This is a genomic window from Candidatus Syntrophocurvum alkaliphilum, from assembly GCF_009734445.1.
Lineage (GTDB): Bacteria > Bacillota > Syntrophomonadia > Syntrophomonadales > Syntrophomonadaceae > Syntrophocurvum > Syntrophocurvum alkaliphilum.
This window is the reverse complement of record NZ_CP046457.1, coordinates 395831-418403: the sequence shown is the minus strand read 5'-3', so window position 1 is coordinate 418403 and position 22573 is coordinate 395831. Positions and strand designations below refer to the sequence as shown.

The following is a 22573-nucleotide window of genomic DNA, read 5'->3' as shown; positions in this document are numbered from 1 at the left end:
TAGTATTGATTCTCAAAGATTTCTATTTTATTAAAATAGAATTTGAGAAAAAAAAAGAAGCATTTTTGCTTCTTTTTATCAAATAATTAATAGCAGTCAGTTGATTTGCTACAAAAAGCTAAAACAAATTTCTCTAATAACTTTAGTATTATCTTTACCAGTAGGTGTTTCATATATTTTGTTTAGTTGTAGCTTTTTATCTCCTATTCCTATATATGTCCCCTTTGTTTCAAAAGGATAAGAGCTTGGAAGTATTACATCTGCTTTTTTGGCAGTTTCATTGAAAGTTGACGCACTAACAACTAACAAGTCTAAATTGTTTATATTTACATTTACTTTATCACTTATTGGATTTTGGTCTAATATAAAAGCTATTTTTATTTCATTCATATTTATTTTTTCTACTAACTCAAAATAATCATGTTTAAATCCAGCCTTTATAATACCCTTAATATTACCTCCTGAATTTATATATAAAATTCCATTACGTGGTCTATTGATATGATTAGTAGTTTTAGCTATTTCGTATAAAGCAGTAATTAAATCACTGTTAATTTCGTTGCCATCTGCTAATATCATGGCATTTTGTGCATTGGTATAAATCTGTGCAATTTGTTCTACTACTTTAGAAATATTGTTCTCTTCATTATTTATAGCATATAACAGTTCTTGTATCAGGTGAGATGTACTTAGTGATATATCAGTCCTAATACTAGCTAAATCATCTGCTAAAGTACTATTTTCACTAATAACAATTACTTTTGCCCCATTGTTTGCCGCTTCTCTTGCTTTCACAGGAGCTATTGGACTATTTTTAAACTCTCCTACCATTAATATTACATCTGTTTGTAACATGTCTTCTAAATTATTATTATTAATATCGTCTACTATATTTATAAACTTATTATTAAAGCTAGGATTAAAACTGCTTAAATAATTTGTTTGCAAACAATCATTTGCTAGTGCTTTTACTACATCAGCTTCTTCACAAGTATATTGTGGACTAATAAAGATAGCAGCTGAATCTTGATTATTATTCCCTCTAATAACTTGGGTTTGTTTAGTTATATAATCATAAGCTTCTTTCCAAGAAACTTCTCTAAACTCTCCATTACTTTGAATTAATGGTTGGGTAATTCGTTTTTCAGAAAAATCTAGAGGTTTAAATCGTCCATTAAAACATAGTAATCCATTTGCAGATGGTAATACTTTGTAAATAGTATCCCCTTTATAATGAAATTCTTGGGTACAACCCATAGTACACACTGAACAAGTAGTTTCATTTTGTTCTAGTTTTAGTGGTACATTTTTTGCTGCTATATTATTCTCCGTTAATGCACCAGTAGGACATACACTTATGCATTGCCCACAGGTAATACAATCAGTTTCATTAAGAGGTACACCAAATTCTGGTTGTACTACGGTATCAAAACCTCTATGAACGAGTCCAAGTGCCGCTATACCCATTACTTCATCACAAACACGAACACACAACCCACAAAGAATACATTTATCTGTTTCCCTAATAATATAGTCGTGTTTTTTTATTTCTAAATATTTATGCTTTTCACCATATAGTACTTCTGGATTAATACTATAGTCATTAGCATAATCTATTAATTTGCATTCAAAAAAGTCTAAACACCCACATTCTAGACATCTATTAGCTTCTTTAATTGCTTCATCCTCTGTAAATATAGAACTTACCTGTTTAAAGTTTGTTTTTCTGTAATTAGGATTTAGGTGATCTAGTTCTACTCTCTTTTCTTTTATATAGTCCTTAAACATCTCTTGTGTTATTTCTTTTTCAACTAAAAATGGTTTATTAAAACTGTACTTTTGCCCATTTAAATATGCATTCATAGCTTCGAATGCACCTTTACCCTGAGCAATAGCTTCTATAGCTATTCCAGGACCAGTAACACCGTCCCCACCAGCAAATACTCCTTCTATATTAGTCATAAAGTTAGATTCATCAATATCAATAGAACCCCATTTGCTTAAGCCAACATTGTCAATATTTTTAGCATTTACTTTTTGACCTATAGCTGCAATTACAGTATCAACTGCAATTAATTCAACTTCACCTTCAATAGGTACTGGACGCCTTCTCCCTGAAGAATCTGGTTCACCTAGTTCCATTTTTTGAACTTTTATAGAACTAACTGCACCTTCTTCTGCTATTATTTCTTCAGGTGCAACTAAGAACTTAAAAATAACCCCTTCTTCTTCCGCTTCTATTATTTCTATATCTTCTGCTGGCATTTCAGCTCGTGTACGACGATACATAACATAAACCTCGTTTGCACCTAGTCGAACTGCTGTACGGGCGGCATCCATAGCTGTATTACCACCGCCAACAACTGCAACTTTATTACCAATATGAACTGGTGTATTCATAGCTACTTGTCTTAAAAAATCAATTCCACCAAGTACACCCTCATTATCTTCACCAGTACAACCTATTTTAGAAGACTCCCATGCTCCAATTGCCAAAAATACGGCATCACAATTAGCTTTTATATAGTCAAGAGTTATATCTGTTCCTATCTTGGTATCAGTAATAATAGTAACACCTAATTGCTCTATTACTTTAATCTCTTTGTCTAGTAATTCCTTTGGTAGTCTATATTCTGGTATTCCATATCTAAGCATACCACCTGGTTTAGGCATTGCTTCATAAATTGTTACAGAGTGTCCCTCTTTAGCTAAAAAATATGCGGCAGTTAAGCCAGCAGGACCTGAACCTACTATTGCAACAGTTTTTCCAGTATTACCTTTCACTTCAGAAAAATTATTATCTTGGCTGTATAGACTTTCATAACCTACAAATGCTTTAAGTGCAGCGATAGCTACAGGTTCTTCTACTAACTTTCTTCTACAAGCATCTTCACATGGGTGTGGACAAACTAGGCCTATACTTGTAGGTAAGGGTATTTTTTCTTTTACTAACTCTACCGCCTCTTTGTGCTGTCCATTAGCTATTAAACCCACATAACCTTGGCAATCAGTATTGGCAGGACATGCCGTTAAACAAGGCGGACGACAATCGCCTGTATGGTCAGATATTAGTAATTCTAAAGTTGTTTTTCGAGATTGTTTGATTCTATCTGTGTTTGTATATATAATCATGTCATCTTCAGCTTCAGTAGCACATGATCGTATTAATTTATTACTACCTTCTATTTCAACAACACATATCCCACATGCTCCATAAGTTTTCACTCTTTCATCATGGCAAAGAGTGGGAATGGTTATAGCATTTTCTTTAGCTATTTCTAATATTGTTTGACCTGCAAAACCCTTAACTTCTAGTCCATCTATATTTAATCTAATCATAGCTTAAACCTCCCTAAACTATCTCTACTGCTGCAAATTTATCAGGACAAGCAGTTAAACATGAACCACATTTAATACAATGTTCTTGTTCTATTACATGTACTTCTTTTTTCTCCCCGATAATACAGTCGGTAGGACATTTCTTTTTGCATAAGCCGCAGCCCTTACATTTTTCTTGGTCAATTTTATATGTGATAAGGCTTTTGCAATGCTTTGCAGGACATACTCGGTCATTTATATGAGCTTCATATTCATCTCTGAAATATTTTATGGTTGTTAAAACTGGGTTGGGTGCACTTTGACCTAAACCACAAAGTGAACCTTCTTTAATTTGACTAGATAAATGCTCAAGTAATTCTATATCCCCTTGTTTTCCATCGCCTTCGGAAATGCGTTCAAGTACTTCTAGCATTCGCTTAGTTCCAATTCTGCATTGAACACACTTTCCACATGATTCTTTTTGGGTAAAATCTAAAAAGAATCTGGCTATATCTACCATGCAAGTAGAATCATCAACTACTATCATTCCACCTGAGCCCATTATAGCTCCTGTATTATTTATTGATTCGTAATCAACCGGAATATCTAATAAATCTAATGGTATACATCCACCAGATGGTCCTCCTAGTTGTACTGCCTTGAATTTTTTATTTCCTTTTATTCCACCACCAACAGTAAATATAACTTCACGTAGGCTTATCCCCATTGGAACTTCCACAAGTCCACCATGCTTTACTTTCCCAGCTAATGCAAAGACTTTAGTTCCTTTACTATCTTCAGTGCCCATTGCAGAAAATGAACTACCTCTATTGTTAATAATCCAAGGTACATTAGCTAAAGTTTCTACATTGTTAATTGAAGTAGGTTGATTCCAATAGCCCTTTTGTGATGGAAATGGAGGTTTGAGCTTAGGCATTCCCCTTTCCCCTTCTAAAGAAGCAATAAGGGCAGTTTCTTCTCCACAAACAAATGCACCTGCACCTTGTTTTATCCAAATATCAAAATTAAAATCTTTATTAAAAATGATTTTGCCTAATAACCCTTTTTCTCTTGCCTGTTCAATAGCTGTTTCTAGCCTTTCTATAGCTAGTGGATATTCTGCCCTTACATATATTATTCCAATAGTTGCTCCAGTAGCATATCCAGCAATAGCCATACCTTCTAAAAGTGTATGGGGATCACTTTCTAAAATACTTCTATCCATAAAAGCACCTGGATCACCTTCATCTGCATTACAAACTATATATTTTTCAGCACTTTTTTCATTTCGAGTAGATTCCCATTTAAACCAAGTAGGAAAACCAGCTCCACCTCTACCTCTTAATCCAGATGTTTTTATTTCTTCAATGATATCAGAAGGTGTTAATTCCTCTAAACACATTTTTAATGCATCATAACCACCATACTGAATATAATCATCAATTTTTTCAGGATTAATAATTCCTGTATTTCTAAGAGCTATCCTTTGTTGTTTATCTATAAAATTTTTTATTGCTTCTGATGAAATAAGATAATTAGTTATAGGTTTATCATCATAAATATGGGAATCAATAATCTCATCAATTTTCTCCAATTCTACATTCCCATAAGTATATATATCTCCTTTAGGAACAATAACATCTACTAATGGCTCCCTAAAGCACATCCCATTACACCCAGTTTTTTGTAATGTAATATTAAGGTTATTTGAAGATATTTTCTCACTTATAGCATTCCAAACATTATTAGCACCTGCAGCAATACCACAACTTCCCATACCTACACGTATAATCATGATTTTTCACCTTCCCCAGTACTAACCTTTTCTTTTGCATAAATCTCTCTAACAACACTTACAGCTTTATCTGGCGTTAAAGGTCCATAAGCTTGACCATTTATCATCATTACTGGTGCTAAGCTACAACACCCTAAACATGCTGCATTGCTAAGTGTAAACAAACCATCTTCTGTTGTTTCCTCGGTTTTTATTTTAAGCTCTTGGCATAAAGCAGTTTCTATTTGTTCTGACCCATTAACATGACAAGCAGTTCCCTGGCATAGTAATATAACATACTTCCCCATAGGGGTCAGTCTAAATTGAGTATAAAAAGTTGCAACTCCAAAAACTTTAGAACGCTTAATTCCTAATCCTTTGGCAATATAGTTCAAGCTAGAAACTGGTAAATATCCATATATATCTTGCGTTTTTTGTAAAACTGTTATTAAATTACCTTTATCTCCTTTATACTGATTAATAATAGTATCAATTAGGGATAAATCAATTTTTTCAGTATCTATGTTATTCCTTTCTTCCCCGCAACTACAATTCATTATAAACACTCCTCTTACTTTACTATCTTATTTTAAATAAGCCCGTTAGCTCAGCCTGAAATTTTCTGTAGATACTTTTTACAGCATAACTAGTATTTATCATAAAAAAATTAGCCATCAAATATAACCAATTTTCAAATGTATGTTAACATATAACAAGCATATTTGAGTACCATGTCATTGCTGGTAATTAAATAGCTTTGTTTCAGAATATGTAACATATGATGTTTATTTACTTTGTATCTTATCTAATATTGTTTATAATTTAAATGTAAACCCTTCAAATTGTTTTAAGTACCTATTATGATGCCATGTTGGCACCTTGCTCAATTTTTCGCAAGTTGTTCTTTTATATGTGACATTCTTGCATTTTTTATACTTATTTAAACAAAATAGATTTTTTAAAGAAATTATTATAAATGTTAATTATTTCAAACATCTTTACTCCGGCTTTTTCCACCATTTTTTTGATTGTAATTGTGATAACAATTGCAAAAAAGGAATAACCACACCTTCTTTTATGCCAAGCAATCTATTTATGGCACCAATTAAAACTTATTAATTGTATACATCAAAAAATAAGGATACAATGTTATTAAGATATAATGTTGCGGTTTTTTTATTAAGAAGGGAGGGCTATACATGTTAAAGTATATTTCAGTTGTTGTTCCCGAAGAAATTGATCGCGAACTCAGATTCGCTTGTGCAGATCAAGCTACAACTAAATCACGATTAGTTAGAAAACTTATTGAAAAATACTTAGATGAATGGAGAACTGAGTTTGAAAATCAAGGAAATCAAATCAGTTCAGATGATTCTGGAGCGGACTAATAGTATTATAATAAAAACATATATTTATATTTTGGTTATATAACATAGTTAGCTTAGTTATATAACAACGGCTTAAACCTGGATTTTAATCCAGGTTTTTTTATTTTGTCTATAATTATTTCTATATTGCTTAATATTTTTCGTATTCGATACAAAAACTAGTATAGCTGTTCCCAATAAATATTGCATATGATATGATAACATGTTATTATGTCACTAACCTAATAGGTTGTTAAGATATTTTTTTGTTATGTTGTGAAAGGGGGTTTACAAATGGCTGGAATCGTTGCTGCTATAGCTATTTGCCTTTCTTTAGTAAGTGCCACTGTAAGTAATGTATATATTTTTCAAAGAATATATTTAGATACTTAAAATATCCCCTAGAGTATTTTAATTATTTGAAGGGGGGCTTGGAACATGACGGAATTACAACAACTTTTTTTATTTTATACAATCATCTATTTTGTAATTAAAGGTGCAATATTTGTTTGTATATATATTGCTACTATAATAATTGAAAAACATGCTCGTGAAAAACGAAAATTGCTTCAAGAATACTTAAACAAAAAACGAACTAAAGAAGAAGAACGATGGAAAGTCGCTTATTCACTTTATGATAAAAAGCAAAAACAATCAACAGCTTAATTGCAAATAAAAAAAACCGGTAATACCGGTTTTTTGTTTTTTATTTTATTTTTACAATCATTTCGACCTCACAAGGTGCATTTAAGGGCAAACTATTGACTCCTACGGCTGCACGTGAATGGGTGCCTTTATCACCAAAAATTTGCCCTAACAATTCTGACGCCCCATTTATTACTTGAGGATGTTCTATAAAATCTTCACCACATTGAACATAACCTGTAACTTTCACTATTTGTTCAACGTCCTCTAAACTTACCTTGCTTTTTAAAGCCGCTAAACAGTTTATACAAGCTATTCTTGCTGCATCTTTGCCCTCACCTAAAGATAAATTCTTACCTATTTTACCACTATAAATTAGGTCTCCATCTACTATAGGCAACTGACCTGAAATAAATATATATTCTCCTGTTTTAACTGCTGGAACATAATCTGCGAGTGGTTTACTCATTTCCGGTATTTCAATCTCTAAGTCAATTAATCTCTGATTAACATTCATAATCTTACCCCCATGTTATTAATCCTGTAAATACACCAATTAAAAATATTGCATAAAATATACCACATATTAGTAACATTTTTAAGCTTATATATCTCTTAAAACGCAATTCGAAATATAGTACAATTCCAGAGACTAAGGCTATAAGAGCTGCTAATATTGGACCTAAACCTAATTGCCATGGAGTTAAGAAAATACCAACTGCTGGTATTAAAGAACTTTGAAATACCATAGCTCCGGTTAAATTGCCTAAAGCTAATGTATCCTTTTCTCGTGAAATCCAAATTAAACTATTAAACTTTTCTGGTAATTCTGTAGCTACAGGAGCAATAATTATTGCAATTACAAAAGCTGGTACTCCTATAATAACTGCAATTTCCTTAATTGCACCAACAAACATATGAGCACCTAATATAATAAAAGTTAATGCTACAAGTACTTGAATTAAAATAATTTTAAATGAAGGTGATTCTTGTTTTCTAGCAAAATACATTGGTGAAACATTCTCATTTGTCATAAGATTACGTTTCTCACTTACTAATATATAAACATACCAGAAATAACAAACTACTAAAAAACCACCTATAATAAGTTGCCATGTTCTTAATTCGGGAGGTATCAAACCAGCTAGCACTGCTACAGTAAAGACAAAAATAAAAAAACCTAAATCTCGACTCATAGTTGAGTAATCTCCTACTACATCTGTACCCGCAAATCTTCTATTCCTAAAAATGTAAACTGCTATACCTGCAACAAACATAGCAAGTGTTGATAACATTAAGGGTGCACCTATAATTGCTCCAGTTCCAATTTCATGGCCAGCTTCCCCATAAGTTAGAAAGGCAATAATAGGAATCATTGACTCGGGAAGAGCTGTACCAACAGCAGCCAAAACACTCCCTACTGCTCCTTGTGAAAGGTTTAATTTCTTCCCCAACCATTCTATACCATTAACAAATATCTCAGCACCAATAAGTATTACACCAAGGCTTATTAAGAGTATTGCTATACTACTCATCTCTTATCTCCCTTGCATTTATTAGATATAGAATAACTCCTTTTTGCGATTCTTAAAGTTAACTCCATATCTATAACCAGCTTTTAAAGCTAGGTCATATGCTTTATTTAGTCCCTCTCCAACTTGGTCCGGATGATGTGCATCCGAGCCAAATGTTATACCTATATTAGATTCAAACATAGCATTGACTATATCTGCTGATGGATAAATTTCACTAACAGGTTTTCTAAGCCCCCCACTATTAATCTCTATTACTAAATCTTGTTTTTTAATTCTGGTTAATACTGGCATTACATAATCAATAACAGATTTATTTTTTGGTCTATGCCCCCAAATTTTTATTAAATCCAAATGTCCTACTATATCAAATAAGTTAGATTCTACCAAACTAATTAATAGATCAAAATAATTTTCATAAATATTGTCTATTGGTTTAGTATCAAATGTATGTTTGTTATCTGGATGGTCAAATCCCCAACCATTAATAAAATGCAATGAACCTATTATATAATCATAATTCTTATTTATAGTAAGCTGTTTAATATACTCTTCTCTATCAGGTATGTAATCAACTTCAAGCCCAAGTTTGACATCTATATCTTTTATTTTTTCTTTCGTATTATTAACTACACTTAAGTCTATTTTATTAACAAACTCATCATGTTCACTAAATCCAATTTCTTTTATATTTTTTTTTGTAGCCTGTATCATAAATTGTTTAATCCACTCACTAGTAAAATCGTATTCACCATGAGCTACTGCATGTATATGATAATCAATTAACATAAATAGCTTCCCCCTTTTTAATTTGACTTGATATACAAAATCTATTATATCCCTATTAATATAAAAAACTAAGTGCTTAATTAAATACACTTAGTTTAGGCAAAAAATAAATTCTTTGCATGTTTGCTCAGCCAATTCCAAAGTTTAAGTTTAGCTTTTCGCAGTGAAACCAATATTTTTTATATAAATATCATTAAAGTTATCTGTGTTGGCTAAATCTATTATCTTAGTTATATTTTTTAAGTCCTTAGCCTTTTCCTTAATACCCTTATTTATTAAAGCTAAAATTGCACCGTCTAACGCTGCATTACCTATGTTTTTAATTTTATTTTTGGCTACATTAGGTAATAAGCCTATTTTAATAGCATTTTCAGGATCAATAAAGCTACCAAATGCTCCAGCTAAATAAATATTGTCTAAATCCTTATAATCAAGTTTAGCAACTGTCATCAACACTTCGACTGCTGACCTTATTGCAGCTTTTGCTAATTGTACTTGTCTTATATCCTCTTGAGTAAATATTATTGGATATCCATTATAAGTTGATTCACCATTTATTATAACTATTTCATTATAATTATTTTCGTCTAATACATCAAAATATGTTTTTATATTATTTTTAATAACTCCATTTTCATCTAAACAATCTACTTGTCTTAAACAGGCTATCAAGTCTATTACTCCTGAACCACATATGCCTTTTGCTAGTGTATTTCCTATTACATTAAACCTAAATTTTCTATCCTGTAAAAAAACTCTATCTATTGAACCTTGTATGGCTCTTGTTCCACATTTTAGAGAACCACCCTCAAAAGCAGGACCAGCAGCTGCAGATGTAGCCCATAATTCACGATTTTTACATAAAACAATTTCTCCATTAGTTCCTATATCGATTAGTAAAAAATTTGAATTAGAATTATAGGGTAAATTAAGCATACATGCAGTTGTATCAGCTCCTACAAATCCCCCTAATTGTGGTAATAAAATCATATTGGCCATTTCATTTACATTTAGCCCTATGGAGTTTGCTTTCAGTACAAATTCATCTGCAATAACTCCAACAAAAGGTGAACTACCAAAACCACTTACATCTAATCCACTTAAAAAATGAAGCATTACAGGATTCCCAACCACCACAACTTTATAAATGTTTTGTGCACAAACATTTTTTTGAAAGCTATCAATTAAAGAATTAATATTATTAATCAATAACTTTTGTAATCTATCTTTATTACTTTGATCTATCGTGGAGTAAGCTACTCGACTAAGAATATCCTCTCCATATACTCTTTGCATATTAGTAACATTTTTTAGCCCTACTAACTCGCCATTCTCTAAATTTATGAGTGCACCACTTATTGTAGTACTACCTATATCAATTGCTAACCCATAAATATTTTCTTTTTCTTTTGATATATTAGGAATTACCTTATCATCTAAAATTACTGCATATAACTCTAGTGTTGGCCTACCAGCACGGTCTAATTTTACTAATTCGTTATAATTATCTGGATTTAACATTAAAAAATAAGGGTTAACTCCCTCTAGTAAACGCTCTTGAAGTGTAACTGGCGAATTTGCATCTAGACCATTTATAAATATTTTTTTAACTTTAATATTATTCTCGTGGGTTTTTTTTTCGTTATAAAATTTAAGCTTCAAATTAGATTTGGCTAAATTATCATTTTTATTTAATACTACTGTTAATGGTTTATCTACCCTATAATAACAAGCTAGTCTTTCACCCATTTTAATTTCATCAGGTAGGAGATGCTGTTTTTCTTCTTGGCTTACAGGACTAACAGCACCTTCAACTTTTGTTTTGCATTTACCGCAAATACCAGTTCCACCACATATACCGCCAGTATCAACACCTATTATCTCTAAAGTTTTCCATAAAGTATCTCCCTTTTCAGAAAAATAGTTCTCCTCTGAACCATCGGGAAAAACAATTGTTAACTTTACTTGCTCAGACATTTTGTCACCTACTACTTTTAAATGTATATATTATTATACAGTAACTTAAAATGTAAATTTACGCAAAAAAATAAGCGAGGTAACCCGCTTATTTTAATATTATTTATTCTATTCTATTCTGCTTTCTTTTCAGACATAAGAGCAAAAGCAAATACAAATACCCATGCAAATGTAACTAATAATGCTGTAGTTGCTGCTCCCCAGTCTCCGGTTGCCTGTATTGCAGCATTTCCTTGGTAATACATAACGTTAAAGCCTACTAAACCTAATCCTGTTAAAATATAAATAGCAAGTTTCACCTTACTAGATAATTCAAAGCTTTTAGCCCAGCTGCAAAATTTAACAAACACATAAGTTATAACTAAAACGCTCAAAAATACAATTAAGGGATTTGATAGTAATCCGCCACCAGTTGCACCAAAAATAGTTAACACTTGTTCACCCCCCTTATTCAAGCTTCTTTTAATAATTGTATTACTTTAAATAAATTAATACAAGTAAATTTATAGCTAATAATTAGCTTTACTCCGTGTTATTGTTACATTAACTTATAATATTCTCTATTCGCTAAAAATCATCTTATTCCTGCATGTAAAAAAACTTTTTAAAAAACAACTACAAATTATTACAAGTTTACATTTGGCACATGATTAGTTATAATAAATCTCTAAGTATTATAACATTAAGTAAGTAAATCAGATAGTCGCGGGTATTAAATACCTGAGGAAAGTCGGAGCTCCATAGGGCAAGGTGCTGGATAACATCCAGTGGGGGCGACCCTAAGGAAAGTGCCACAGAAATAAACCGCCTCACTTACGTGAGGTAAGGATGGAACGGTGAGGTAAGAGCTCACCAGCAACTAGGTGACTAGTTGGCTAGGTAAACCCCACCTGGAGCAAGACCAAATAGAGGAACTATGAAGTAGCCCGCTTCGTTCCCGGGTAAGGTCGCTAGAGGTATCAGGCAACTGATATCCAAGATAGATGACTATCTAATACAGAACTCCGCTTATAGATTTACTTACTATATAATACTAAAAAGAAAGCCTATGCTATTTTTGCTAGCATAGGTTTTCTTTTTATAAACAATAATACACAGTTACGTTTTATTACAAACTATGAAGCTAGGTCTATTAAAACTAACCTAGCTCATTATTAATTTTAAATTTAACTTTATAGGGTTACTAAAAGAGGTGTTGAAACACCTCTTTTCCTATCTTAGTAGATGTTATTTTTTCTTTGCTTTTCTTTTTGGAGCTGCTTTCTTTTCTTCTGTAACTGAAACAGCTTCTTTAAGAGATTTCCCAGGTTTAAACGCAGGTACTTTAGTTGCTGGCACTACGATTTCTTCACCTGTTGCTGGACTAATGACCTTTCTTTCCTTACGGTCACGCACCTCAAAACTGCCAAAGCCAATAATTTGCACCTTATCCCCATCGGCTAAAGCTTGTTGGATAGTTTCTACCATTGCATCTAATGCTTTCGTAGCATCCTTCTGGGTAATTTCTGCTTTTTCAGCTAAAGATTTAACTAGCTCAGATTTGTTCACACCAGAATCCTCCCTTTTATTTAATTACCATATTCTACATTCCTCAAAAAAACAGCAATTCCTTCTAAGAAACTATTTTTTTTGGAATATTTGTGCATTATTTTTATACTTAATTACATTTTACCATTATTTTTAAAGAATTATTCATATATCATATAAAAAAAGCCTAAATTTAGGAGTTTTTGATTTAAATGTTTTAATATATTGCTTCTAAAAAACTTTTTGGTGTTTTTTCCTATAAACGCTATAAATACTAATGAATACAATTATAAATATTTAAAAACCCTAGCTGAAAAAGAAGTCGATATATTAACATTAAACATATTTTTTAAGAATTCTTTGCTTAGTAAATCCTTTAAATAATTAACCATAATATCCTCAGTATACTGGTGACCAGCATCAATTATTGCTAAGCCGGCTTCTTGAGCATTTTTAGCTTCATGGTATTTGACATCAGATGTAACTAATAAATCTACCCTCTGCGATTTAGCCATATTTATAAAACTTGCTCCTGAACCACTTACCACTGCTACTTTTTTAATAACCTTTTCAAAATCACCTATTATTCTTATATGGTCGGCATTTAATTTGTTTTTAACCATATTTGCAAACTCTTCTAGCTTTATTTCATTGGCTAATATTCCTTTACGCCCTGGACTATATATTTTACCTTCATTTTTTAGAGGATATAAGTCATAAGCAACTTCTTCATAAGGATGCGCTTTGTTCATATTTTCTAAAACATTTCGAATGTGTTTTTCAGGTAATATTGTTTCCATTTTAAATTCATTTACTTCTTCAAGTTTATCCTTTTCTCCTATAAATGGATTAGTTCCTTCCCTAGGTAAAAACGTCCCCGTACCAGCAGTACGAAAAGTACAATCTGAATAATTACCTATATGACCGGCACCTGCTTCACTAACAGCTTTTCTAACTTTATTAATATGGGTCTGAGGAACAAATACAACTAATTTATATAAATTTTCAATATATGCTTTGTTTAATGGTTTTATCTCCTCTAGTTCTAAAAGCTCAGCTAAAGCTTGATTTAAGCCTTGATCCGCTAAATCTAAGTTTGTATGGGCAGTATAGAGTGATATATTTCTATTAATAAGCTCTTTTATTATTTTGCCTTGTGTATTTTCAACATTTATTGATTTAATTCCTTTGAAAAAGAAAGGGTGGTGAGTGATTATCATATCTGCTTGTTCTGTTATAGCTTTTTCTAGAGTTGTATTATCCATATCTAAAGCTATCAATATATTGTTAACATTTTGATTAAAAGAACCTATCTGTAATCCTGAATTATCCCATTCCTCTGCTAAGTAAAGCGGAAAGTGTTTTTCTAATATGCTTATAATATTTTTAGTCATTACTACCATTTAGAATCGCCTCCAAGATTAAAAATTTTTGTCTATATTCATTAATTAGTAATTCTCTATCTTGCCTATTTGAGTTATGTAAATTATCATAAACTTTTTTATATTTAATTTTAAATAACTCTATGTATTCTTTTTTTAATTGAGTATCAGCTTTTAATATCAATGGTCCAATTTGTAATTCAAGATCATTTAATGTATAAGGAATATTTTCTGGTTTTACTTTTATAATCGTATAGAAAACATCAGTTTCTCTAATAATTTTTTCATCTATTATTATCCAACCTTTATAAGCTAGAAATTGACGTAATACATTAGCTTTGGTCATTGGTTGAAATATGAATTCATTATAACTTTTTGATTTTTCTATATCATAATTTAGTATTTCAACTATTGTATCCCCACCCATACCCGCAATAACTACAGTTTCAACTTCTAAAGGTTTTAAAATCTGTAATCCATCACCTTTTCTTATATCAATCTTATTAGCTAATTTGCTATTTTGCACATTATATAAAGACTTTTGATAAGGCCCTTCATTTACTTCTCCAATTATTACTTTAGAGGATATTCCATTTTCTATAAGATTTATTGATAAAAATCCATGATCTGCACCTATATCAGCTACAGAAGAACCTACTGTAATCATGTTTGCAATTGTCTTTAAGCGATCTGTCACTTCTAGTACTCCTTTTATATATAACTAATGAACGTTAATCTTTAACCAAATTTAAATTATAATAACTTAATCACCATTAAAATGCAAAACCCGGATATTAATTTATAATATCCGGGTTAAAATAGTTTGAAGTTTATACTTTTGGCAAAGAATCTAAGCTCTTTTGCAGTATTTCATCAGTAAACTCAACATCTTCTGTTTTACCAGTTAAGTAATTATCATAAGCAGATAAATCTAAGTGTCCATGACCGCCTACATTAAACACTATAGCCTTAGACACCCCTTCTTCTTGTGCTCTTAAAGCTTCATCAATAGTTGCACGAATAGCATGAGATGATTCTGGTGCAGGCAATATGCCCTCTGTCTGAGAAAATAGCATTGCTGCTTCAAATACTGCATTTTGTCTTACAGCTACTGCTTCTAAAAGTTCGTCATAATAAAGTTGACTTATTAACGGTGATTGACCATGATACCTTAGTCCACCTGCATGAATACCAGGAGGTATGTAATTATGACCTAATGTATACATTTTTAACATTGGAGTATGACCTACTACATCACCATAATCATAAGCAAATACTCCTTTAGTTAAAGTGGGACAAGCTGATGGTTCAACTCCAACTAAGCGTACATTCTTTCCAGCTAGTTTATCTGGAATAAAAGGAAAGGCTATTCCTGCAAAGTTGCTACCTCCACCAACTGCACCAATTACTACATCTGGATACTCATCTATCATTTCCATTTGCAATTTAACTTCTTGACCAATTATTGTCTGGTGTAAACAAACATGGTTCAAAACACTACCAAGTGAATAATTAGTATCCTCTCTACTAGCCGCATCCTCTACTGCTTCACTTATAGCTATTGCTAAAGTGCCAGGAGAATCTGGATTATTAGCTAAAATAGATCGTCCACTTTCAGTTAGTTCACTTGGACTAGCCACACATTTTCCACCATACATTTGCATAAACGATTTTCTATAAGGTTTTTGGTTAAAACTAACCTTTACCATATATACCATACATTCAACATCAAATATTTGACATGCTAATGATAACGCTGTACCCCACTGGCCAGCACCAGTTTCTGTAGTTATTCTTTTTATTCCTTGTTTTTTATTATAATATACCTGCGCTAATGCTGAATTTAGTTTATGACTACCTACAGGACTTACTCCTTCGTATTTATAATAAATACGACAATTAGTATCTAAAGCTTTTTCTAGTCCATGTGCTCTAAATAAAGGCGCAGGTCTCCATTTTTTATAAAGTTCTCTAATTTCATCGGGAATTTCAATATACCGCTCTGTTGAAACCTCTTGTTCGATTAAGTCTTTAGCAAAAATAGGTTCTAAATCTGCCGGTGTAAGAGGCTCTTTCGTCTTAGGGTTTAATCCTGGTTCAAGTGGATTTGGCATGTCTGCCTGTACATTATACCAATACTTAGGCAGTTTCTCCTCTGGAAGAATTATTTTGGTGAGCTCTTCTCTGCTCATCTAGTATCTCTCCTCTCATCTTATTTAATTGAATACGAATTTTATATTATCACACTAAAATATGATAAACAAGAACCCTAATAATTTTAAATTTTAATTTCTTAATTAATGTAGGAAAGCAAAGCTTTCCTTAATAAAAAAAGGGAAACGTTTAGTTTCCCAACCATAATTAAAAATTAAGAATTTAGAATTGATTCCACTGCAAAAAGCTAAACTTAGAGTATGGAATCGGCTGAGCAAACATGTTTATCACGCCACTCATCGGTCTTTACCTTCATTTTAGCTTAGCACTTATTATCTAAAATGATTTTTTATTTATACTTAGCCGTGATCTATGCACCACACCTTGCTATTCGGGACTTAGATAAACATGTTTGCTCAGCCTTAAGTTTGTTGTATTTACTTTTTGCAGCAGAATCAAAATTAAGAATTAATTACACTACTTTAAACTTCACCTTTGGAGTTCTAGTTAAGGAAGTTTCCCATTTTTTGCAGCGATCTCCCCAGTAAGCTAGAGTAGTTTTGTTTCTCTTTATGCATACTACTTCACACATATTGGGACATCCCTTACATTCCTTGCTTAGAGTTTTAAAATCTCCCTCTAAGATAAAGGAGTCTCCTTTAAATGCTGTTTTGATTTTATTTTTAGCTATAGTTTCTTTAGCTAGTATAGCTGAACCGATTGCTCCCATTACATCAAAATGTTCTGGTACATTCACTTCTAATTTTAATATTTTTTCAAATGCTTTTTTTATACCACTATTTGCGGCTACTCCACCCTGAAAAACGATTGGAGCCTCTATCTTCTTACCCTTGCCTACATTATTTAAATAATTTCTAACTAGTGCTTCACTTAGTCCCATAATAATATCATTGATAGGGTAACCCATTTGTTGTTTATGAATCATATCGGATTCTGCAAAAACTCCACATCTTCCAGCTATACGAACAGGTTGCTTTGAGGTTACGGCTTTTCTTCCAAAGTTTTCAATAGGTATACTCAATCTAGATGCCTGTTGGTCTAAAAATGAGCCAGTGCCAGCGGCACAAACTGTATTCATAGCAAAATCATTAACAATACCATTTTTAAGTATTATAATTTTGGAGTCTTGTCCACCTATTTCAATAATAGTCCTTACATCAGGATACAAATAACATGCGGCTGTTGAATGTGTTGTTATTTCATTTTTAACAACATCAGCACCCAACAGGACAGCAGCTAGGTTTCTACCGCTTCCTGTCGTTCCTACACCTTTTATTTTTAACTCATCTGTATTTTCCTTTAATTTGTTAAACCCTTCTTTAATAGCACGTACTGGATTCCCCTGTGTTCTTAAATATATATTCTTTCTTATTTTGTTATCTTCATCTATTAAAACAAAGTTACTACTTACAGAGCCAATATCAACTCCAAGATAATATTTCACTCTTTGCGTCCTCCTTTAATACAAAAGAATCATTTCTTTGTATCATATCTACAAATGCTTCTAACCTTGTGTTTATCCCAGCGCTTCCTGATTGCTCATCAAAATAAATTGTCATATGTGGAATTTCTTTCTCTTCTCCAACTTTACCCAATATTGACTGTGCAACTATCTCTGGCATACAAGTTAGTGGACCTATTTGAATAAGTCCATCATATTTTTGTTTAGCAAAATGAACAGCATAACCTATTGTTTCTCTACCATGACCACCAACCCAATAATTTACATAAGGTTTAGCGCATTTTATTATATTTTTGTGATTTGACTTTTTAATATAGCCACCTAAAATGTGATCATTAATCCAGTCAGTTAAATAGGTCGATCTAGTAATTTCAACACCTAGTCTCCCTAGTGTTTTTACAATATTAACATTTGAGGCTGGCTCAAGAATTGTATATATCTCACCTATCAATCCTACTTTTAAAATTTTGTCATTAGTACATTCAATGCTTTCTATCTGTTTTATACTTGATTTAAGAATTTGGTTTATTTCCCTTTTATTATTAGCATCATCAATATCTTTTAGTGATTTTTCATATATTTTCTCCGTTTTATCTTTATCTAAACTTCTAGGTAAATAGTATTCTAATTTTTTTTCCATTTGCTCTACAGCCTTTAACTTAATCCAAGCAAACCTTAACGCTTTTAATGCCTCAGCCAAAGATACATTTTGACCTAAGTCCTTTAACTGAAGTATTAATTCTGTAAGCTTCGAATCAGGGGATTCTAATATATAAATATCAAAATCATATCCTAAATCTCTTAATATATCCCTTTCAACTTGTGCATAATACCCAAATCTACAAGGTCCCCATCCACCAGCCATAACAATTGTATCAGCTCCTTGATCTAAAGCTTCTATGAAGTTGCCCATATTTAATTTTAGTGGTAAACATGCAAATTCAGGAGAGTTTTTAACTCCTAATTCATATGTTTTATTGCTTATTGGTGGAGGTACTACTACTTCTAGTTTTAATCCTTTAAGTAAGGCTTTTATGGCTATATATGAATTACCCATGTGCGGAAATGTTACTTTCATTATTACTCTTCCTCCTTCGAAGCATATCACAAAATGCTTCTAATCTAGTAACCAAGCCTGCTTCTCCCGTATGTTCGTCAACAGTTATTAGCATAAATGGCTTGTTTTTAACTTTACGCTCTATTACTTCACCAACTATAGAATCTGGTCCACAACCAAAACATGAAACATAGATAATACCATCAATATCTGTGCGCTTATCCATATGTAAAGCACCACCTACCATTTTTCTTCCAATAGTCCAAAAAACTCTTTTAGGAAGTGTCGATGCCTCTTTTTCAATTATTTTTTTATCTAACATTTCAGGTATGTAAGCCTGACATTCCATTTCTCTTAACTTATTTATAATATTCATGCTTATAGCTTGGTCATATATCGAATAACCATGTCCAAAAACTCCTATTTTAAGATCATTTTTTGTATTAAGTTTAATTTTTAAACCTTCCCATAACTTAATAGCTTCATCTAATGTATAACCTTCTTTACTTATTTGATTAAAGCGTTTTTGTTCTATTATTGCATTTTGATAAGCATTATTTATAGCTTTTTTATTAGATGTAAATAGTTGACCTACTTTTATTATTTCTTTTTTTAATTCCTTATTATTTCTACTCAAATCTATAGTTATATCTATTACGTACGGTAAGTTGTTAAAAGAGGCTCTAATCATATCTGGTATCCCCATAAACTTAGGACATATATAGCTTCTGAGCTCAACACTTACAATTCTAGGAATAAATATATAATCTATATTTTCATTACACAATTGATTTACATGACCATAGTAAACCTTAACAGGAAAACAGGTTTCATCAACTGCTATATCTATTCCCTGTGAAACAATCTTATTGTTTGTTTCACTAGATGTTACAACTTCTGCCCCTAAGTTTTCAAAAAATGTTTTCCATAAAGGATAATAGTAAAAATAGAACAGACCCCTTGGGATACCTACTTTGATCATAATAACCCTCCTATTTCGGTTGACGACTCTTATCTTTAGTATTTAATATTTCTGGCCTTAGGTTTTGAACAGGGACTGGTGAGCGTACTAAAATACTTTTAATAGCTCTATAGTTAAATGGTATTAATGGCCATAAATATGGCACATTAAAGGATTTTGTAAACAATAATACTCCTATAGCTATTATTGTAGTTACAATAAATCCTGGTAATAAGAAAAGACCAGTTCCTATTAGAATAAATAATCTCATTAATCTATTAGCCATTGCCATTTCATAGCTTGGTGTACAGTAACTGCCTACAGCAACAATGGCAGTATAGAGGATAACTTCAGGCACTAATAAGCCCATATCTATAGCTATCTCTCCTATGAGAATGGCAGCAATTATGCCTAGTGCAGTAGCTAATGGCGACGGAGTATGTATAGCTGACATTCTTAATAAATCTAATGCTAATTCAGCTATAAGAAATTGAATAAAAATCGGTACATTACCTACTTCTTCTGGGCCTATGAAACTTAAGTAATCAGGAAGAAGCTCTGGTGCTAATGCCATTAGCAACCATAAAGGTGTTACAAACACTGAAGCTAATACAGCTAAAAATCTTATCCAGCGTATATATAATCCAACTGATGGATTTTGGCGATATTCTTCAGCATGCTGAACATGATGAAAATATGTAACAGGAGCAATCATTACACTTGGGGAAGTATCTACCATAATTAAAATATGTCCCTCAAAAAGATGAAATGCTCCTACATCAGGACGTTCAGTATACCTTACTTTAGGAAAAGGATTCCATATATTACCCGGAACTATAAGTTCTTCAACTGATTTTTCTGCCATAGGTATACCATCAATTTGTATTTGTTCAATACGATCTTTTACTTTTTCTATTAAAGCTTGATCTGCAATATCATTTATATAACAAATGGCAATATCAGATTTTGACCTTTTCCCTACATTTATTAATTCTATTCTAAGCTTGGGATCGCGTACTCTCCTTCTTAATAAAGCAGTATTATATACTAAGGTTTCTGTAAATCCATCTCTAGAGCCTCTCACTACTCTTTCAATATCTGGTTCATCAGGATCTCGAGCTGGATATGTTCTTGCATCTATAACAAATGCTTCTTCTAATCCATCAATTATTAATAAAACAGATCCAGATAAAACGGCATATAAAAGTTCATCAATCTGGTTTTCAGTTTCCATTTCTATATATGGTATATTTTCAAGTAGCTGTTGATAAGTATTAGAAAAAAGCGATTCTTTTTTAAAGGCACTTAAAGATTGAATAATCCTCAATAAATCTTCATCTTTTATAAGTCCATCAATACCAATTAATGCACCTTTTCTACCAGCAACTTTTAATTCACGAATAATAACGTCAAAGTTATCCTCGGCTCCTAATTCATTACTAAAAAGCTCTAAGTTATCATTATAATTATTTGATAAATAGATATGGTCACTGTTTTTTTTAAACAATGATAGTACCGCTCCTTTCTAAAATTTCTTTGAAGCATTTTGTTGTAATCATAGCACCATAATCTACTTCATCCATGCCATACATTTTTCCTAAATCACCACAACCTATAACTAAAAGCTCTGGATGGTATTTTAAAATTTCTACAGTATCTCCTTCTAAACGCTTATGTTTATACTTTTCCTCAAAACCATCTTTATCTACTGGACCATTTACAATTTTACCCTCAATATTGACTGATAAATCCACCTCAACTCCCCTAACATTAGTATTAGAAGCTACTGCAACAACTCCTAATATTGTTATATCATTACAATCTAAGAGGGTATCTATAATTTTTTCACCTTTTCCCATACCAGTTTTCCCTTTGTCATCTGTCATAATTACTACTGGGTCAAATGGAGCATCTTGAATATAACGAACTACTTGTTCACCACTTAAATTTGTTGGATTACCTCCGGTAATCATTAAAGGATATAAATTTAAATTAGTAGCAGCTCGCTTAACAGCTTCTTGTGCAGTATGATCACCATCTGTAACTATAATTACCTTAGTTTTATTTTCCATATTTAATCACCTCTAGAATCAAATAAAACAGCAAACATATATCCAAACACTACAGCCGAAGTTATTATAGCTGCCACCGCCTCAACTCCACCTGAAAATGCACCGATTAAACCTAGATTATTAGACCCTTGAATTGCACCTTGAGTTAGCAAATGACCAAATCCAGATATGGGTATTAGTGCACCAGCTCCTGCAATATCCACTAAATGTTGGTAAACACCAATTCCACTTAAAATCGAACCGACTATTACATATCCTACTAATACATGAACAATAGTTATATCATGTTTAGTAAAATCAATAATCAACTGGCCTAAACCACATAGTAGACCACCTATAACAAAAGCCATTAGTATTGTTATCAATCATTTGCCTCCTTTATAAGATTAATATTTACAAAAAAGTAAATTTTGTTTCACTGCCAAAAGCTAAATTCAAACTATGGAATGGGCTGAGCTAACATGTTTATCAAACCACTCATCGGGCTTTATTTCCATTTTGATTTAGCACCTATTTTCTAAGATGAATTTTTATT

20 protein-coding genes and 1 other RNA gene are annotated in these 22573 nt (G+C 31.9%); 3 read left to right on the top strand and 18 right to left on the bottom strand.

What is annotated here, in order from left to right; translation table 11 throughout:
- Positions 1-108 precede the first annotated feature (108 nt).
- From SYNTR_RS02055 to nuoE, 3 genes are read right to left on the bottom strand one after another with little or no spacing between them, the layout of a single operon-like run.
- The gene (locus tag SYNTR_RS02055; protein ID WP_156202957.1) at positions 109-3339 is read right to left on the bottom strand and encodes an FAD-dependent oxidoreductase; all 3231 of its coding nucleotides are present in this window, start codon (positions 3337-3339) and stop codon (positions 109-111) included.
- A 13-nt stretch (positions 3340-3352) separates the two neighbouring features.
- Positions 3353-5113, bottom strand: coding sequence for an NADH-quinone oxidoreductase subunit NuoF (locus tag SYNTR_RS02050; protein WP_156202956.1), 1761 nt, complete (start codon positions 5111-5113; stop codon positions 3353-3355).
- The gene (gene nuoE, locus SYNTR_RS02045; protein WP_156202955.1) at positions 5110-5649 is read right to left on the bottom strand and encodes an NADH-quinone oxidoreductase subunit NuoE; all 540 of its coding nucleotides are present in this window, start codon (positions 5647-5649) and stop codon (positions 5110-5112) included. The genes SYNTR_RS02050 and nuoE overlap by 4 nt, the downstream gene beginning before the upstream one ends.
- 642 nt (positions 5650-6291) lie before the next feature.
- Between nuoE and SYNTR_RS02040 the strand changes: the two genes are divergently transcribed.
- Positions 6292-6480: a ribbon-helix-helix domain-containing protein gene (locus SYNTR_RS02040; protein WP_156202954.1), complete on the top strand. Its 189-nt coding sequence runs from the start codon at positions 6292-6294 to the stop codon at positions 6478-6480.
- A 417-nt stretch (positions 6481-6897) separates the two neighbouring features.
- On the top strand, positions 6898-7125 hold the full coding sequence (locus SYNTR_RS02035) for a hypothetical protein (RefSeq protein ID WP_156202953.1): 228 nt from the start codon (positions 6898-6900) through the stop codon (positions 7123-7125).
- 40 nt (positions 7126-7165) lie between these two features.
- Here SYNTR_RS02035 and SYNTR_RS02030 read toward each other — a convergent pair whose 3' ends face one another.
- The 5 genes from SYNTR_RS02030 to SYNTR_RS02010 all read right to left on the bottom strand — a co-directional run bounded on the left by SYNTR_RS02030 (position 7166) and on the right by SYNTR_RS02010 (position 11836).
- Positions 7166-7621: a RidA family protein gene (locus SYNTR_RS02030; RefSeq protein ID WP_156202952.1), complete on the bottom strand. Its 456-nt coding sequence runs from the start codon at positions 7619-7621 to the stop codon at positions 7166-7168.
- Positions 7622-7625: 4 nt separating this feature from the next.
- A complete protein-coding gene (locus SYNTR_RS02025; protein WP_156202951.1) occupies positions 7626-8639 on the bottom strand; it encodes a sodium:calcium antiporter in 1014 nt (337 codons plus the stop codon).
- A 21-nt stretch (positions 8640-8660) separates the two neighbouring features.
- Complete coding sequence (locus SYNTR_RS02020) at positions 8661-9425, bottom strand: histidinol-phosphatase HisJ family protein (RefSeq protein ID WP_156202950.1); 765 nt, start codon at positions 9423-9425, stop codon at positions 8661-8663.
- 150 nt (positions 9426-9575) lie between these two features.
- Positions 9576-11402, bottom strand: a complete 1827-nt coding sequence (locus SYNTR_RS02015; RefSeq protein WP_156202949.1) for an ASKHA domain-containing protein — start codon at positions 11400-11402, stop codon at positions 9576-9578.
- Between the two features lie 113 nt (positions 11403-11515).
- On the bottom strand, positions 11516-11836 hold the full coding sequence (locus SYNTR_RS02010) for a hypothetical protein (protein ID WP_156202948.1): 321 nt from the start codon (positions 11834-11836) through the stop codon (positions 11516-11518).
- Positions 11837-12089: 253 nt separating this feature from the next.
- Here SYNTR_RS02010 and rnpB point away from each other — a divergent pair.
- An RNA gene (gene rnpB / locus SYNTR_RS02005) (RNase P RNA component class A) lies at positions 12090-12429 on the top strand.
- Between the two features lie 200 nt (positions 12430-12629).
- Here rnpB and SYNTR_RS02000 read toward each other — a convergent pair.
- From SYNTR_RS02000 to SYNTR_RS01955, 10 genes are all read right to left on the bottom strand, one after another.
- A complete protein-coding gene (locus tag SYNTR_RS02000) occupies positions 12630-12950 on the bottom strand; it encodes an HU family DNA-binding protein (protein ID WP_156202947.1) in 321 nt (106 codons plus the stop codon).
- Positions 12951-13216: 266 nt separating this feature from the next.
- Positions 13217-14332, bottom strand: a complete 1116-nt coding sequence (locus SYNTR_RS01995) for a Nif3-like dinuclear metal center hexameric protein (protein WP_156202946.1) — start codon at positions 14330-14332, stop codon at positions 13217-13219.
- The gene (locus tag SYNTR_RS01990) at positions 14316-15008 is read right to left on the bottom strand and encodes a tRNA (adenine(22)-N(1))-methyltransferase (RefSeq protein WP_156202945.1); all 693 of its coding nucleotides are present in this window, start codon (positions 15006-15008) and stop codon (positions 14316-14318) included. The genes SYNTR_RS01995 and SYNTR_RS01990 overlap by 17 nt, the downstream gene beginning before the upstream one ends.
- 133 nt (positions 15009-15141) lie before the next feature.
- Positions 15142-16503 (bottom strand): TrpB-like pyridoxal phosphate-dependent enzyme, encoded by a 1362-nt coding sequence (locus SYNTR_RS01985; protein ID WP_156202944.1) that lies wholly within the window; start codon positions 16501-16503, stop codon positions 15142-15144.
- Positions 16504-16937: 434 nt separating this feature from the next.
- On the bottom strand, positions 16938-17930 hold the full coding sequence (locus SYNTR_RS01980; protein WP_156202943.1) for an acyl-CoA dehydratase activase: 993 nt from the start codon (positions 17928-17930) through the stop codon (positions 16938-16940).
- Positions 17908-19026 carry an acyl-CoA dehydratase activase-related protein gene (locus SYNTR_RS01975; protein ID WP_156202942.1) on the bottom strand — a complete coding sequence of 373 codons (1119 nt, stop codon included), beginning with the start codon at positions 19024-19026 and terminating at the stop codon, positions 17908-17910. Before SYNTR_RS01975 ends, SYNTR_RS01980 begins: the two co-directional genes overlap by 23 nt.
- The gene (locus SYNTR_RS01970; protein WP_156202941.1) at positions 18998-19987 is read right to left on the bottom strand and encodes an acyl-CoA dehydratase activase-related protein; all 990 of its coding nucleotides are present in this window, start codon (positions 19985-19987) and stop codon (positions 18998-19000) included. Before SYNTR_RS01970 ends, SYNTR_RS01975 begins: the two co-directional genes overlap by 29 nt.
- A 10-nt stretch (positions 19988-19997) precedes the next feature.
- The gene (locus SYNTR_RS01965; protein ID WP_156202940.1) at positions 19998-21473 is read right to left on the bottom strand and encodes a spore germination protein; all 1476 of its coding nucleotides are present in this window, start codon (positions 21471-21473) and stop codon (positions 19998-20000) included.
- Entirely contained in the window at positions 21466-22038 is a 573-nt protein-coding gene (locus SYNTR_RS01960) for a stage V sporulation protein AE (RefSeq protein ID WP_156202939.1), read from the bottom strand. The genes SYNTR_RS01965 and SYNTR_RS01960 overlap by 8 nt, the downstream gene beginning before the upstream one ends.
- A gap of 2 nt (positions 22039-22040) precedes the next feature.
- Positions 22041-22403, bottom strand: coding sequence for a SpoVA/SpoVAEb family sporulation membrane protein (locus SYNTR_RS01955; protein ID WP_243140219.1), 363 nt, complete (start codon positions 22401-22403; stop codon positions 22041-22043).
- Positions 22404-22573: the final 170 nt, after the last annotated feature.

What these genes read in the sequence shown, in the direction of transcription:
- SYNTR_RS01970 (WP_156202941.1), bottom strand. Translation starts at nt 19,987, where the DNA reads ATGATCAAAGTAGGTATCCCAAGGGGTCTGTTCTATTTTTACTATTAT.
- SYNTR_RS02015 (WP_156202949.1), bottom strand. Translation starts at nt 11,402, where the DNA reads ATGTCTGAGCAAGTAAAGTTAACAATTGTTTTTCCCGATGGTTCAGAG.
- SYNTR_RS02055 (WP_156202957.1), bottom strand. Translation starts at nt 3,339, where the DNA reads ATGATTAGATTAAATATAGATGGACTAGAAGTTAAGGGTTTTGCAGGT.
- SYNTR_RS01995 (WP_156202946.1), bottom strand. Translation starts at nt 14,332, where the DNA reads ATGGTAGTAATGACTAAAAATATTATAAGCATATTAGAAAAACACTTT.
- SYNTR_RS02035 (WP_156202953.1), top strand. Translation starts at nt 6,898, where the DNA reads ATGACGGAATTACAACAACTTTTTTTATTTTATACAATCATCTATTTT.
- SYNTR_RS01960 (WP_156202939.1), bottom strand. Translation starts at nt 22,038, where the DNA reads ATGGAAAATAAAACTAAGGTAATTATAGTTACAGATGGTGATCATACT.
- SYNTR_RS02040 (WP_156202954.1), top strand. Translation starts at nt 6,292, where the DNA reads ATGTTAAAGTATATTTCAGTTGTTGTTCCCGAAGAAATTGATCGCGAA.
- SYNTR_RS01985 (WP_156202944.1), bottom strand. Translation starts at nt 16,503, where the DNA reads ATGAGCAGAGAAGAGCTCACCAAAATAATTCTTCCAGAGGAGAAACTG.
- SYNTR_RS02020 (WP_156202950.1), bottom strand. Translation starts at nt 9,425, where the DNA reads ATGTTAATTGATTATCATATACATGCAGTAGCTCATGGTGAATACGAT.
- nuoE (WP_156202955.1), bottom strand. Translation starts at nt 5,649, where the DNA reads ATGAATTGTAGTTGCGGGGAAGAAAGGAATAACATAGATACTGAAAAA.
- SYNTR_RS02050 (WP_156202956.1), bottom strand. Translation starts at nt 5,113, where the DNA reads ATGATTATACGTGTAGGTATGGGAAGTTGTGGTATTGCTGCAGGTGCT.
- SYNTR_RS02030 (WP_156202952.1), bottom strand. Translation starts at nt 7,621, where the DNA reads ATGAATGTTAATCAGAGATTAATTGACTTAGAGATTGAAATACCGGAA.
- SYNTR_RS02025 (WP_156202951.1), bottom strand. Translation starts at nt 8,639, where the DNA reads ATGAGTAGTATAGCAATACTCTTAATAAGCCTTGGTGTAATACTTATT.
- SYNTR_RS01975 (WP_156202942.1), bottom strand. Translation starts at nt 19,026, where the DNA reads ATGAAAGTAACATTTCCGCACATGGGTAATTCATATATAGCCATAAAA.